Source organism: Pantoea sp. XAF26B01_ASV70, assembly GCF_054512635.1.
Genome location: NZ_CM137251.1, coordinates 95,606 through 109,671, shown reverse-complemented (window position 1 = coordinate 109,671; position 14,066 = coordinate 95,606). Strand labels below are relative to the sequence as shown.

Below are 14,066 nucleotides of genomic sequence, written 5' to 3'. Positions count from 1 at the left end.
ATGAACGATCAACGATTTGCCCGGATTCAGGCGATGCTGGCACTGCGCCAGCACGATCTCACGGTCTGTATGGAGCAGGTGCATAAGCCGCACAATGTTTCCGCAGTGATCCGCACGGCGGACGCCGTCGGCATCCACGAAGTGCATGCCGTCTGGCCGAGCCAGCGGATGCGCACTCAGGCTTCCGCATCTGCCGGAAGCAACAGTTGGGTTAAAGTGGTCACCCATCCCACCATCGGCGATGCTGTAAAAAAGCTCAAACAACAGAAGATGCAGGTTTTAGCGACCCATCTCTCTGCCGATGCCGTGGATTTCCGTGAGATCGATTATACCCTTCCGACCTGCATCCTGATGGGCCAGGAAAAAACCGGCATCACCGAAGAAGCGCTGGCGCTGGCCGATCGGCAGATTGTGATTCCGATGGTGGGTATGGTGCAGTCGCTGAATGTCTCGGTCGCCTGCGCGCTGATCCTGTATGAAGCACAGCGGCAGCGGCAGAACGCGGGTCTGTACCTGCGCGACTACAGCCTGCTGGACGAAGATGAGCAGCAACGTCTGTTGTTCGAAGGCGGATTCCCGGTGCTGGCGCGGGTCGCAAAACAGAAAGGTTTACCCTATCCGCGCATCAATGCGCAGGGCGAAGTCGACGCCGATCCCAGCTGGTGGGCAACCATGCAATCGACCGGTAAAAGAAGATGAAAGGCCGTCTGCTGGATGCCATACCGCTCAGTACCCTGACCGGCGTCGGTGCCAGCCAGGCGGCAAAGCTGGCCAAAATTGACCTGCATACCATTCAGGATCTCCTGCTTCATCTCCCGCTACGCTACGAAGATCGTACCCAACTCTATGCCATTGATGATCTGCTGCCTGGTATCTGGGCCACAGTAGAAGGCGAAGTGCTGCACACAGATATCACCTTTGGTCGCCGCCGGATGATGGTGTGCCAGATTAGCGATGGCAGCGGTGTACTGACGATGCGCTTCTTTAATTTCAATGCCGGAATGAAGAACAACCTGTCGCCGGGCCGGCGCGTCACCGCGTATGGTGAAATTAAACGCGGTCAGCGTGGCGCTGAGATTATCCATCCCGAATACCGGATCCAGGGCGAACAGAGCAATGTGACGCTGGAAGAGACCTTAACGCCGGTTTATTCCACCACCGAAGGTATTCGGCAGGCCACGCTGCGTAATCTCACCGATCAGGCACTGACGCTGCTGGAGAGCTGCCCGATTGCCGAACTGCTGCCGCAGGAACTGAGCGGCGGTTTAATCAGCCTGCCAGATGCGCTCCGCACGCTGCATCGTCCCCCACCCGATCTAAAACTCAGCGAGCTGGAGAGTGGTCGTCATCCGGCACAACGCAGATTGATTCTGGAAGAGCTGCTGGCGCACAACCTCAGCATGCTAGCGGTACGCGCCGGTGCTCAGCGCTATTACGCTTTACCGATGCTTCCCCGGCACAACCTTAGCGACCAGCTGCTGGCTGCGCTGCCCTTTTCACCGACCAATGCGCAGAAACGCGTGGTGGCGGAGATAGAGAAAGATCTGGCAAATGACTTTCCGATGATGCGGCTGGTGCAGGGTGACGTCGGCTCGGGTAAGACACTGGTCGCCGCCCTCTCTGCGCTGAACGTGATCGCACATGGTAAGCAGGTTGCTCTGATGGCGCCGACCGAACTGCTGGCTGAACAGCACGCCAGTAACTTCCGCCAGTGGTTTGCGCCGCTGGGCATTGAAGTGGGCTGGCTGGCCGGAAAACAGAAAGGCAAAGCCCGCCAGGCACAGCAGGAAGCGATAGCCAGCGGTCAGGTGGCGATGGTGGTGGGCACACATGCCCTGTTTCAGGAGCAGGTGCAGTTCAACGGTCTGGCACTGGTCATTATTGATGAGCAGCACCGGTTCGGCGTCCACCAGCGACTGGCGCTGTGGGAGAAAGGTGAGGAGCAGGGCTTCCATCCGCATCAGCTGATCATGACCGCCACACCAATTCCGCGCACCCTGGCGATGACCGCTTATGCCGATCTCGATACCTCAACCATTGATGAGCTGCCGCCGGGACGTACACCGGTGACCACCGTGGCTATCCCCGATACCCGACGTGATGAGATTGTGGCGCGGGTTGAGCATGCCTGCCGCGAAGGGCGTCAGGCCTACTGGGTCTGCACCCTGATTGAAGAGTCAGAATTGCTGGAAGCACAGGCGGCAGAAGCCAGCTGGGAATCCCTGAAAACGGCGCTGCCCGACTTAAACATCGGGCTGGTGCATGGCCGTATGAAGCCTGCGGAAAAACAGGCGGTGATGCAGGCGTTTAAAGCGAATGAACTGCAGCTGCTGGTGGCGACGACCGTGATTGAGGTTGGCGTGGACGTGCCGAATGCCAGCCTGATGATCATCGAAAACCCGGAGCGGTTAGGGCTGGCACAGCTGCATCAGCTGCGGGGCCGTGTGGGCCGTGGTGCCGTGGCATCACACTGTGTACTGCTCTACAAAGCGCCGCTGAGCAAGACGGCGCAGAAGCGTTTACAGGTGCTACGCGACAGCAATGACGGCTTCGTCATTGCCCAGTTCGATCTGGAGATTCGCGGGCCGGGTGAACTGCTGGGCACGCGTCAGACCGGCAATGCCGAATTTAAAGTGGCCGACCTGCTGCGCGATGCGGCGATGGTGCCCGAAGTTCAGCGTGTGGCGCGCCACATCCACCAGCACTATCCCGAACAGGCCAGCGCATTGATTGAACGCTGGCTGCCAGAGAACACCCGTTATACCAACGTCTGAATGATCCCCATCTGATTCGGCTTTTTTATCCCTGCCGGGCAAACGATTGCTTTTAGCCTGCGGATGATTACAATCGCCACATTATTTTTTGGGAAGAACAGAAGATGTCCACTAATCCGCAGCCAGAACAGCCTTCCGCCACGCAAAGCGAACTGATTTATCGTCTTGAAGATCGTCCTCCCCTGCCACAAACGCTGTTTGCCGCCGGTCAGCATCTGCTGGCGATGTTTGTCGCGGTCATTACCCCCGCGATTCTGATTTGTCAGGCGTTAGGGCTGCCCGCAGAGGATACCCGGCACGTGATCAGCATGTCGCTGTTTGCATCGGGTGTGGCATCACTGCTGCAAATCAAAACATGGGGACCGGTGGGTTCGGGCCTGCTGTCGATTCAGGGCACCAGCTTCAACTTCGTTACGCCCTTGATTATGGGCGGCATGGCGCTAAAAAATGGCGGCGCTGACGTGCCCACCATGATGGCGGCGCTGTTTGGTACGCTGATGATCGCCTCCTGTACCGAAATGGTGCTGTCACGCGTATTGCACCTGGCGCGCCGGATCATTACGCCGCTGGTGTCCGGTATCGTGGTGATGATTATCGGCCTGTCGCTGATTCAGGTGGGGCTGACCTCCATTGGCGGCGGTTTCAGCGCGATTAACGATCATACTTTTGGTGCGCCGAAAAATCTGATGCTGGCAGGGGCTGTGCTGCTGGTGATCGTGCTACTTAACCGGCAGAAGAACCCCTACCTGCGCGTTGCCTCCCTGGTCATTGCCATGGCGGTGGGCTATCTGCTGGCCTGGGCGATGGGCATGCTGCCTGCCGCCGGCATCCCCACCGATCAGCCGCTAATCGTGGTGCCGACCCCGCTCTATTACGGGCTGGGCTTCGACTGGAATCTGCTCATCCCGCTGATGCTGGTGTTTATGGTGACCTCTCTGGAGACCATCGGCGATATCACCGCCACCTCGGATGTGTCAGAGCAGCCGGTCAGCGGACCCCTCTATATGAAACGCCTGAAAGGCGGCGTGCTGGCGAATGGCCTCAACTCCTTTGTCTCCGCGCTGTTTAATACTTTCCCGAACTCCTGCTTCGGTCAGAACAATGGCGTGATCCAGTTGACCGGTGTTGCCAGCCGCTACGTCGGCTTTGTTGTCGCGCTGATGCTGATTGTGCTGGGGCTGTTCCCGGCGGTCAGCGGACTGGTGCAGATGATCCCTGAACCGGTACTCGGCGGCGCCACCATTGTGATGTTCGGCACCATCGCCGCTTCGGGTGTCCGCATTGTGTCACGCGAGCCGCTTAACCGCCGCGCCATCATGATTATTGCGCTGTCGCTGGCGGTGGGCCTGGGCGTTTCCCAGCAGCCGCTGATCCTGCAGTTTGCGCCTGACTGGCTGAAAACCCTGCTCTCTTCCGGTATAGCGGCGGGCGGTATTACCGCTATCGTACTCAACCTGATTTTTCCGCCAGAGAAGTAAGGCCAGAGGCAGGCTTCGGCCTGCCTGCTAATTATTCGGATTTACATCCAGGCTGTTGAGCTGTAACGGTAATTCAGGCATAACAACCTCTCACCGGATTTAACTCGGGAAGGATGCTATGAAATTTATTGGAAAGTTTTTCCTCACCTTACTTTTGCTGCTGCTTTTCACCCTGGTCGTGATCTATGTTCTGTTGCAGACACAGTGGGGTGCAGGCTGGTTTAGCCGTTGGGTGAGTGACAAAACCGAATGGCATCTCTCCCTGAGTAAAATTGAACACAATTTCTCCTCTCCCTCTCATATCATTCTGGATGACTTCAGCTTTGGTCACGATGGACAGCCTGCAGTTCTGGTGGCGAAACGGGTCGATCTCGGTCTGGCACTGATTCAGTTCAGCGATCCGCTGCATTTCAGCAGCCTTGAGCTGCGCGACGGAGAAGTGAATCTGGCCAATCTGGCGCCAGGCAGCGCGCTACCGATTCAGGCCGATCGCCTGCAACTCAACAATATGCGTATCGACAGCCCCAACAGCGCGTTACCGCTGTTTGCTCAGCAGGTTAATGGCGGCATTCTGCCGTGGAAACCCACTGCCCTTGATATGCTGGGCCGCGATGCCCGCTTCCAGATGAGCGCAGGCAGCATGACGCTGAATAATGTGCCGGGTGAAAACGTACTGATCCAGGGCAGTGTCTCCCAGGGTCGGATGCGCTTTGACAATATTGGTGCCGACCTGGCGCGTGGCTCTATGACCGGCAACGGTGAGCGCGATGCCCAGGGCAACTGGAAAATTAATCAGCTGCGACTGAACGACATCCGTCTGCAGACCACCAGCAGCCTGAAAGATTTCCTGCATAGCCTGCAGGTTGTCCCCTCGATCGCTATTACGCGGCTCGACATGACCGATGCCCGCCTGCAGGGGCCTGACTGGGCGGTAACGGATCTGGATCTGACGCTGAGAAACGTTAACTGGCAGGGTGATGACTGGCAGAGTAACGATGGTTCGCTGGCGCTGAATGCCAGCAATTTTATCAACGGTGGATTCGAACTAAATGACCCCATCGTTAACCTGGACTTCTCACCGCAGGGCGTGGCGCTGACGCAGTTCAGTTCACGCTGGGCGAATGGGGTGATTCGGGCTGACGGTGACTGGTCGCGTAGCGATAAACGCCTGACACTGAAAAACCTGGCGGTGGCGGGACTGGAATACACTCTGCCGCAGGACTGGCGCGATCGCTGGCAGGCGACACTGCCCGCGTGGCTGGATAGCGTAGAGGTGACGCGCTTCACCTCTAATCGAAACCTGATTATCGACATCAATCCGGCTTTTCCCTTCCAGCTGACCTCACTGGATGGATCCGGTGAAAACCTGCTGCTGGCGCAGCAGCACCAGTGGGGGATCTGGTCGGGTAAGCTCAGCCTGAACGCGGCAGAATCAACCTTTAATCGCACCGACCTGCGTCATCCGTCGATTGCGCTGAGCGCTGACCAGCAGCAGATTCAGGTTACGGAGCTGAGTGCGTTCAGTAATAAGGGTCTGCTCGAAGGGACGGCCACCGTAGGCCAGCAGCCAGCCCGTCCGCTGACGCTGCAACTGACAGGTCGTGCTGTACCGGTGAATGTGTTGCAGAACTGGGGATGGCCCGCGTTGCCGTTAACCGGTGACAGCAATATGCAGCTGCAGCTCAGCGGTGCATTAACCGCAAATCAGCCGCTGCGCCCGACGGTTAATGGCAGTTTGTCAGTGACAACCGATAGTCAGCAACTGCAGCAGACCATGCAGGCTGGCGAGGTACGTTAACAACAGATCAGGGCCGCTGAAGCGGCCCTGATGATTAGTTGATACGCGCGCCGGAACCCCCCTCTTCCAGCGGCCCGTCAGGATCGGCGGGCAGGACGATATAGACCCCTTCAAACACAGCGCCACACTCATCATTGCCAAACAGCTCAACTTCGAGCTGCACACGCGCTTTACGTCCGCGCGCCAGGCGGTCGAGATCGCCGCTTAATGAGCCCAGATCGGCAATCGCGCCAGGCCGTCCGCTGATGGGGTGGCTATAGCGAATGTGCGCATCCGCCAGAATAATGGTGCCACCCAGATGACGCTCGCGCAGCAGCAACCAGATCAACCCCCAGCCGGTCAGCGTTGCCAGCGAAAACAGGCTGCCAGCGAACAGCGTCTGGTGTGGATTCTGGTTGCCCGCTTCCGGCATGGTGGTGATAAATTTTTGCCCGGTAAACTGCAGAATACGGACGCCCATCTTTTCGCTGAGCGGGATATGATCATACCAGGCCTGTTGCAGCTGACCGCACCAGTCGGCGCGATGCAGGATATCGTCAAGCGTGACGACCGGTTTGATCATCAAAAAGTGACGAACCGGCGTCGTCTGCGGCGCGGTAATCTCGCCCTGATTGATGTAGCCGAGTTTAGCGAAGAAAGCGACAGCATCTTCGCGGGCGCTGCAGGTTACCCGCTTAGCCCCTTCCTGACGCGCCACGGATTCCAGCGTCATCGCCACCAGAGTACCCAGTCCCTTGCCCTGAACCGAAGGATGAACGGCCATGAAGCGGATAGCGGCCTCATTGTCGGCATTAATATAGAGACGGCCGATGGCGACCGGATTTCCCTGCTCATCAACCACCATCTGATGATGCGCCAGCGCATCCCAGGCGTCACGTTCCGACCCCTGCGGCTGACGCAGAGGTTTACGCAACATCTCCCAGCGGAACTGATAATAGATATCCAGCTCTTCCGCCGTCTGTGGCACGCGAAGGTGATACATGTAATGTTTCTCCCGCTCGGATGTGTGGCCAGTTCCCTGCCGCTCAGCTGACGCTCTCACACCTGTAACCAGAACGTCACAGGACCATCATTCACCAGCGAGACCTGCATATCCGCAGCAAAACGGCCATTAGCCGTGGTGATGCCCTGCTTGCGACAGCAGTCGCTGAAATATTCATACAGCCGCTCGGCTTCAGCGGGCTCGGCGCCACCCGAAAAGGAGGGACGCATCCCTTTTTGGGTATCTGCGGCCAGCGTAAACTGTGACACCACCAGCAAGCTTCCGCCCGCCTGGCGAACACTCAGGTTCATTTTGCCCTGCTCATCACTAAAGATGCGATAGCCCAATACGCGTTCTGCGAGACGTTCCGCACGCGCGTTGTCATCGTCCTTTTCCACGCCCAGCAAAACCAGTAAACCGGCATCGATTTCACCGACCACTTCCTGATTGACGCTGACGCTGGCGCGCTGTACGCGTTGAATCAATGCAATCATGTTTCCTCGCGTTGCTCCTCTTTGTGTTGCTGCTTTAACTGCCGATAGTCGGCTAACGCAACGGTGATTTCAGCGCCTAACAACACAATACACCAGGTCCAGTAGACCCAGAGAAACAGAATGGGGATCACGGCCAGTACGCCGTAGATCAGCTGATAAGAGGGGAACATAGTAACATAGAGCGCAAAGCCCTTTTTGCCCAGCTCAAACAGCGCACCGGCAACCAGCGCGCCAATCAGCGCATCGCGCGGCGGCACTCGCTGGGTAGGAACGATGCTGTAGAGCAACCAGAAGGCGAGCCACGACAGCAGGAGCGGGAAAATACGCAGCATCTGATCGACCAGGCTGGTGACGCCTGTCGCGTTAATCCAGCGCAGCGACAGCAGATAGGAGCTGATCGCCAGACTGGCACCGGCCAGTAACGGGCCAAGTGTCAGGATCATCCAGTAGACCGCAAAGGAATAGACCATCGGCCGCTTCTTGTTGCTGCGCCAGATGGTGTTTAACGCGGTATCGACGGAATGCATCAGCAGTAAGGCGGTAACGATCAGGCCGACCGCTCCGACCGCCGTCATCCGGTTTACGTTAGCCACAAACTGCTCAAGATAGCGTTGCAGCGTGTTGCCTGCAGCGGGCATCAGATTGGTAAAGACAAAGTGCTTCAACTGCACACTGATATCAGAGAAGACCGGAAACGCCGCAAACAGGGCAAACACCACCGCAATCAGCGGCACCAGCGCCAGCAATGAGACATAAGCCAGATTACCGGCCTGGGTCGTCATGCCATCCTCATCAATGCGTTTCCACAACAGTTTGAGCCACAACCAGAACGCATGCAGCCCGGGACGAAATTTACGTGACATCATGAATTACTGTTGACCTGCAAACCAGTTGGGTACCGTTTTACTGTCAGTAACCAGTACACTTTCAATACCCAGGGCGCGGGCCGCCTCAATATTCTGTGGATTATCGTCAAAAAATACCGCCTGATCGGCAGCCACACCTTCTGCGTCCAGCACATGCTGATAAATCCGGGCTTCCGGTTTACGCATGCCCAGCTCCTGGGAGAGATAGAGCTTGTCGGCTGCCTGCTGCACGTCCGGATACTGTGTTGGCCAGAATTCGCAATGCAGTTTGTTGGTGTTAGAGAGGATCACCACCCGATGGCCCTCCAGCCGCAGCCGGTTCATCAGCGCCAGGATTTCCGGACGCACGTCAACGAATACCGCCTGCCAGCCAGCGGCAAACTGTTCATAGCTCAGCGCGATTTCCAGCTTTTCACACAGCGCCAGCGCGAAATCTTCATCGCTGATCTCGCCACGTTCGTGTTGTTCAAACGCCTCATCCATCTGGAAATGGCTTTGCAGCGAGGCCAGCGGCACACGACTAAGGTCACTCCAGACACCCAGCACGCGGTTAAAGTCGATATCGATAATCACATTGCCCAAATCAAAGATATACAGCATGGTGTGTCTCCTTCTGTTCCCTGGAGTATTCACTCTAGCGGCAAAAGGGCAGGCTGAACAGGCACTCGCGGAGAGAAAAGCGTAAACGGCAGCGGGCAGGTAAAAAGCGCGACATATCCCACAAATAATCGCTGGCCCGGCTGAAGAGGCAGGAATTTCAGGCAAAAAAAAAGCCCCGCAGGCGGGGCTCTTTATCAGTTAAAGGCGCAATTATGCGTCTTTAGGACCACGTGATGCACGTTTACGGTCATTTTCAGTCAGGTGACGTTTACGGATACGCACTGACTGTGGTGTAACTTCTACCAGTTCGTCATCATCGATGAACTCGATCGCCTGCTCAAGGGTCATCTTGATTGGCGGAACCAGCGTCGTGGCTTCATCAGTACCTGAAGCACGCATGTTGGTCAGTTTCTTACCGGTCAGGCAGTTAACTGTCAGGTCGTTAGAACGGCTGTGAATACCGATGATCTGGCCTTCATAGACTTCTGCACCGTGACCCAGGAACAGCTTACCGCGGTCCTGCAGGCTGAACAGTGCAAACGCAACTGCTTTACCCTGACCGTTGGAGATCAGTACGCCGTTCTGACGCTGGCCCACTTCGCCCGCACGAATGTCATCGTAGTGGCTGAAGGTAGAGTAGAGCAGACCGGTACCGGAAGTCATGGTCATGAATTCGTTACGGAAGCCGATCAGGCCACGGCTTGGGATCACGTAGTCGAGACGTACGCGGCCTTTGCCATCCGGATCCATGTTTTTCAGATCGCCCTTACGCTCACCCATGGCTTGCATGACTGAACCCTGGTTGTTCTCTTCGATATCCAGCGTAACGTTCTCGAATGGCTCCTGTTTACGGCCATCGATTTCGCGGAAGATAACTTTCGGACGGGATACCGCCAGTTCGAAACCTTCACGACGCATGTTTTCGATCAGAACTGACAGGTGAAGCTCACCACGACCTGATACGCGGAACGCGTCAGCATCTTCGGTTTCTTCAACGCGCAGTGCCACGTTGTGAACCAGTTCTTTGTTCAGACGCTCAAGGATCTGACGTGACGTCACGTACTTACCTTCTTTACCGCAGAACGGTGAGGTGTTGACGTTAAAGAACATGGTAACTGTTGGCTCATCGACACTCAGTGCTGGCAGCGCCTGCACGTTCTGTGGATCACAGATGGTGTCAGAGATGTTCAGCTCGCCCAGACCGGTGATAGCAATGATATCGCCCGCTTCTGCCAGGTCGCTGTCGATACGCTCAAGACCCAGGTGAGTCAGGACTTTACCGACTTTACCGTTACGGGTTTTGCCTTCGCTATCGATGATAGTGACTTGCTGGTTAGGCTTAACTTTACCGCGCTTGATACGGCCGATGCCGATCACGCCCAGGTAGTTGTTGTAGTCCAGCTGAGAGATTTGCATCTGCAGTGGGGCGTCAGCCTCAACCTGCGGAGGCGCAACGTGGTCGACGATCGCCTGATACAGCGGGGTCATATCGTCAGCCATGTCGGTGTGCTCAAGACCAGCAATACCATTCAGCGCAGAGGCGAAAATGATAGGGAAGTCGAGCTGCTCATCAGTAGCATCCAGGTTAACGAACAGGTCAAATACCTGATCAACAACCCAATCCGGACGCGCACCAGGGCGGTCTACTTTGTTGATAACCACAATCGGCTTCAGACCATGCGCGAACGCTTTTTTGGTCACGAAGCGGGTTTGCGGCATAGGGCCATCCATCGCATCTACAACCAGCAGCACCGAGTCCACCATGGACATGACGCGCTCAACTTCACCACCGAAGTCGGCGTGTCCCGGGGTATCAACGATGTTGATACGGTAGTCATTCCACTTAATGGCGGTGTTTTTTGCGAGGATGGTAATCCCACGCTCTTTCTCCAAATCATTGGAGTCCATCACGCGCTCTGTTGCTTCGGTACGGGCATCAAAAGTACCGGATTGTTGCAGCAGTTTGTCAACCAGGGTGGTCTTTCCATGGTCAACGTGCGCGATGATGGCGATGTTACGCAAATTTTCGATCACAGCTTTGCCTCAGGCATTAGAAATAGCGCGTTATTGTACACTGATTAAGCGGAAGACTGAACACGATCACACTTTTCACTGAAAGTTTATTGCATGGAGGCCAATTTGCCCTGTTACCGGTGCAGAAAATGCACTAAGTTGGTCTGATGCACCAAAATAGTGCCACCAGATGGCCGTTAAGCACCACACTGGTGCAATAAAACGATCGTGGTGCAGCCGCTTTATGACAAAAAGGTGCACCACAAGGCGATTTAAGCATCATCAAAAAAGTTGGCACAGAATTCGCTTTATCTAAATCAAGCGTAAACGCCAGACAGATGTCGGTTGAAGAGCGTGCCGGAAGAGGTTGGTCAGGGAGTTGTTTTCCCGCAACGTATTCCGGAAACGACGTTTCCTCGCCATGTAGATAATGAAAGACCATTTCCAGGAGAGTTGAGTATGTCCGCTGAACACGTTCTCTCGATGATGAACGAGCATGAAGTTAAGTTTGTTGACCTGCGTTTTACCGATACCAAAGGTAAAGAACAGCACGTTACGATCCCTGCTCACCAGGTTAACGCTGACTTCTTCGAAGAAGGCAAAATGTTCGATGGTTCGTCTATTGGCGGCTGGAAAGGCATTAACGAATCAGACATGGTGCTGATGCCTGACGCCACCACGGCGGTCATGGATCCTTTCTTCGAAGATTCTACGCTGATCATCCGTTGTGACATCCTCGAGCCAGGCACCATGCAGGGCTACGACCGCGATCCACGCTCTATCGCTAAGCGCGCTGAAGATTTCCTGCGCTCTTCCGGCATCGCTGATACCGTACTGTTTGGACCAGAACCAGAATTCTTCCTGTTCGATGACATCCGTTTCGGCTCATCGACGTCCGGTTCACACGTTGCTATCGACGATATCGAAGCGGCATGGAACACCGGTAAAGAGTACGAAGGCGGTAACAAAGGTCACCGTCCAGGTCTGAAAGGCGGCTACTTCCCGGTTCCACCGGTTGACTCATCACAGGACATCCGTTCTGCCATGTGTCTGACCATGGAGCAGATGGGCCTGGTTGTTGAAGCGCATCACCACGAAGTGGCGACCGCGGGTCAGAACGAAGTGGCAACCCGCTTCAATACCATGACCAAAAAAGCGGACGAAATTCAGATCTACAAATATGTGGTTCATAACGTTGCGCACGCTTACGGCAAAACCGCGACCTTTATGCCGAAGCCTATGTTTGGCGACAACGGTTCAGGCATGCACTGCCATATGTCACTCTCCAAAGGTGGCCAGAACCTGTTTGCCGGCGATAAGTACGGCGGCCTGTCTGAAATGGCGCTGTTCTACATCGGCGGTATCATCAAGCACGCTAAAGCGATCAACGCCCTGGCGAACCCGACCACCAACTCTTACAAGCGTCTGGTCCCGGGTTACGAAGCACCGGTTATGCTGGCTTACTCTGCCCGTAACCGTTCAGCCTCAATCCGTATTCCGGTTGTTGCCAGCCCGAAAGCGCGTCGTATCGAAGCGCGCTTCCCGGATCCAGCGGCTAACCCATACCTGGCGTTCACCGCACTGCTGATGGCTGGCCTGGATGGCATCATCAACAAAATCCATCCTGGCGATGCGATGGACAAAAACCTGTATGACCTGCCACCGGAAGAAGAAGCTGAGATTCCAAAAGTTGCAGGCTCTCTGGAAGAAGCGCTGAATGCACTGAACGAAGACCGCGAGTTCCTGACCCGCGGCGGAGTATTCACTGACGAATCGATCGATGCTTACATCGAACTGCGTAAAGCAGAGATGGATCGCGTTCGCATGACGCCACACCCGGTTGAGTTCGAGCTCTACTACAGCGTTTAACTGGTCAGACGTTTTTTGTTGCCGTGGAAACTTTTAGCCCATCTTCGGATGGGCTTTTTTCTCCGCGAATTCACCGTTCATTCGCCCTCTTTTCGGCTTAAAGACTAAAATGCACCTCTTTAGTGCAGAGGAACGTTGTATGGCAACTGGCTCTCTGCCCGATGCAGGGCAGATTCTCAACGCGTTAATCAACAGTATTTTGTTGGTGGATAACGATCTGGTTATTCATTACGCCAACCCGGCGGCGCAGCAATTACTGGCGCAAAGCTCACGCAAATTGTTCGGCACGCCGTTACCGGAGTTAACCGGCTACTTTTCGCTGAATATCGAGGTGATGCGCGAGAGTCTTGAGGCTGGCCAGGGATTTACTGACAGTGAGGTCACGCTGGTGGTAGATGGTCGCGCACACATTATGTCGCTGACCGCCCAGCGGTTACCCGATGGCTTAATCCTGATGGAAATGGCGCCGATGGATAATCAGCGTCGTCTCAGTCAGGAGCAGTTACAGCACGCCCAGCAGGTGGCCGCTCGCGATCTGGTTCGCGGCCTGGCCCATGAGATTAAAAATCCGCTGGGAGGATTGCGCGGCGCGGCACAGCTTTTATCCCGCGCCCTGCCCGATCCCTCGCTGAATGAATATACCAAAGTGATTATTGAACAGGCCGACCGTTTGCGGAATCTGGTTGATCGTCTGCTGGGGCCGCAGCAGCCGGGCATGCACATCACGCAGAGCATTCATCAGGTGGCCGAACGGGTGGTCAATCTGGTGTCGATGGAGCTGCCGGAGAATGTCTCGCTGGTACGGGATTATGATCCCAGCCTGCCGGAACTGCCGCACGATCCCGATCAGATTGAACAGGTGCTGCTTAACGTGGTGCGCAATGCGCTTCAGGCGCTGGGCGACGATGGCGGCACCATTATTATCCGCACCCGCACGGCTTTCCAGCTGACGCTGCACGGCACGCGTTATCGCCTGGTGGCACGTATTGATATTGAAGATGATGGCCCCGGCATTCCGGCCCAGCTGCAGGATACGCTGTTTTATCCGATGGTCAGCGGACGCGAAGGCGGTACCGGTTTAGGCCTCTCCATCGCCCGTAGCCTGATTGATCAACATTCAGGAAAAATAGAATTTAACAGTTGGCCGGGACACACCGAATTCTCGGTTTACCTGCCTATTCGCCAGTGAGGT

The 14,066-nt window shown here is 55.8% G+C and carries 11 protein-coding genes; 6 read left to right on the top strand and 5 right to left on the bottom strand.

The annotated features are described in order from the left end of the window. From trmH to ACX8ZY_RS00470, 4 genes are all read left to right on the top strand, one after another. Entirely contained in the window at window positions 1-699 is a 699-nt protein-coding gene (gene trmH / locus ACX8ZY_RS00485) for a tRNA (guanosine(18)-2'-O)-methyltransferase TrmH (RefSeq protein WP_010258414.1), read from the top strand. Further along, complete coding sequence (recG, locus tag ACX8ZY_RS00480) at window positions 696-2,774, top strand: ATP-dependent DNA helicase RecG (protein WP_421665166.1); 2,079 nt, start codon at window positions 696-698, stop codon at window positions 2,772-2,774. The genes trmH and recG overlap by 4 nt, the downstream gene beginning before the upstream one ends. Before the next feature lie 104 nt (window positions 2,775-2,878). Next, window positions 2,879-4,252, top strand: coding sequence for a nucleobase:cation symporter-2 family protein (locus tag ACX8ZY_RS00475; RefSeq protein ID WP_033786501.1), 1,374 nt, complete (start codon window positions 2,879-2,881; stop codon window positions 4,250-4,252). Window positions 4,253-4,370: 118 nt separating this feature from the next. After that, window positions 4,371-6,050: an AsmA family protein gene (locus ACX8ZY_RS00470; RefSeq protein WP_158131280.1), complete on the top strand. Its 1,680-nt coding sequence runs from the start codon at window positions 4,371-4,373 to the stop codon at window positions 6,048-6,050. A gap of 34 nt (window positions 6,051-6,084) precedes the next feature. On the opposite strand, the gene fabY is transcribed toward ACX8ZY_RS00470, so the two are convergent. The 5 genes from fabY to typA form a co-directional block, all read right to left on the bottom strand. Then, window positions 6,085-7,032 (bottom strand): fatty acid biosynthesis protein FabY, encoded by a 948-nt coding sequence (gene fabY, locus ACX8ZY_RS00465; protein WP_010258423.1) that lies wholly within the window; start codon window positions 7,030-7,032, stop codon window positions 6,085-6,087. 56 nt (window positions 7,033-7,088) lie between these two features. Beyond that, a complete protein-coding gene (gene dtd, locus ACX8ZY_RS00460) occupies window positions 7,089-7,526 on the bottom strand; it encodes a D-aminoacyl-tRNA deacylase (RefSeq protein ID WP_010258426.1) in 438 nt (145 codons plus the stop codon). Continuing rightward, on the bottom strand, window positions 7,523-8,392 hold the full coding sequence (locus tag ACX8ZY_RS00455) for a virulence factor BrkB family protein (RefSeq protein ID WP_010672108.1): 870 nt from the start codon (window positions 8,390-8,392) through the stop codon (window positions 7,523-7,525). The genes dtd and ACX8ZY_RS00455 overlap by 4 nt, the downstream gene beginning before the upstream one ends. Window positions 8,393-8,395: 3 nt before the next feature. Beyond that, window positions 8,396-8,992, bottom strand: a complete 597-nt coding sequence (yihX, locus tag ACX8ZY_RS00450) for a glucose-1-phosphatase (protein WP_010258428.1) — start codon at window positions 8,990-8,992, stop codon at window positions 8,396-8,398. A 210-nt stretch (window positions 8,993-9,202) separates the two neighbouring features. Then, on the bottom strand, window positions 9,203-11,026 hold the full coding sequence (gene typA / locus ACX8ZY_RS00445; protein ID WP_010258429.1) for a ribosome-dependent GTPase TypA: 1,824 nt from the start codon (window positions 11,024-11,026) through the stop codon (window positions 9,203-9,205). A gap of 438 nt (window positions 11,027-11,464) precedes the next feature. Between typA and glnA the strand changes: the two genes are divergently transcribed. Next, on the top strand, window positions 11,465-12,874 hold the full coding sequence (gene glnA, locus ACX8ZY_RS00440; protein WP_010258434.1) for a glutamate--ammonia ligase: 1,410 nt from the start codon (window positions 11,465-11,467) through the stop codon (window positions 12,872-12,874). A 139-nt stretch (window positions 12,875-13,013) separates the two neighbouring features. Continuing rightward, window positions 13,014-14,063, top strand: a complete 1,050-nt coding sequence (gene glnL / locus ACX8ZY_RS00435; RefSeq protein ID WP_008926971.1) for a nitrogen regulation protein NR(II) — start codon at window positions 13,014-13,016, stop codon at window positions 14,061-14,063. The last annotated feature ends 3 nt before the right edge of the window (window positions 14,064-14,066 follow it).

Coding starts and splice junctions, on each gene's coding strand:
- fabY (WP_010258423.1), bottom strand. CDS start 7,032: ATGTATCACCTTCGCGTGCCACAGACGGCGGAAGAGCTGGATATCTAT.
- ACX8ZY_RS00455 (WP_010672108.1), bottom strand. CDS start 8,392: ATGATGTCACGTAAATTTCGTCCCGGGCTGCATGCGTTCTGGTTGTGG.
- trmH (WP_010258414.1), top strand. CDS start 1: ATGAACGATCAACGATTTGCCCGGATTCAGGCGATGCTGGCACTGCGC.
- ACX8ZY_RS00475 (WP_033786501.1), top strand. CDS start 2,879: ATGTCCACTAATCCGCAGCCAGAACAGCCTTCCGCCACGCAAAGCGAA.
- glnL (WP_008926971.1), top strand. CDS start 13,014: ATGGCAACTGGCTCTCTGCCCGATGCAGGGCAGATTCTCAACGCGTTA.
- dtd (WP_010258426.1), bottom strand. CDS start 7,526: ATGATTGCATTGATTCAACGCGTACAGCGCGCCAGCGTCAGCGTCAAT.
- glnA (WP_010258434.1), top strand. CDS start 11,465: ATGTCCGCTGAACACGTTCTCTCGATGATGAACGAGCATGAAGTTAAG.
- ACX8ZY_RS00470 (WP_158131280.1), top strand. CDS start 4,371: ATGAAATTTATTGGAAAGTTTTTCCTCACCTTACTTTTGCTGCTGCTT.
- recG (WP_421665166.1), top strand. CDS start 696: ATGAAAGGCCGTCTGCTGGATGCCATACCGCTCAGTACCCTGACCGGC.
- yihX (WP_010258428.1), bottom strand. CDS start 8,992: ATGCTGTATATCTTTGATTTGGGCAATGTGATTATCGATATCGACTTT.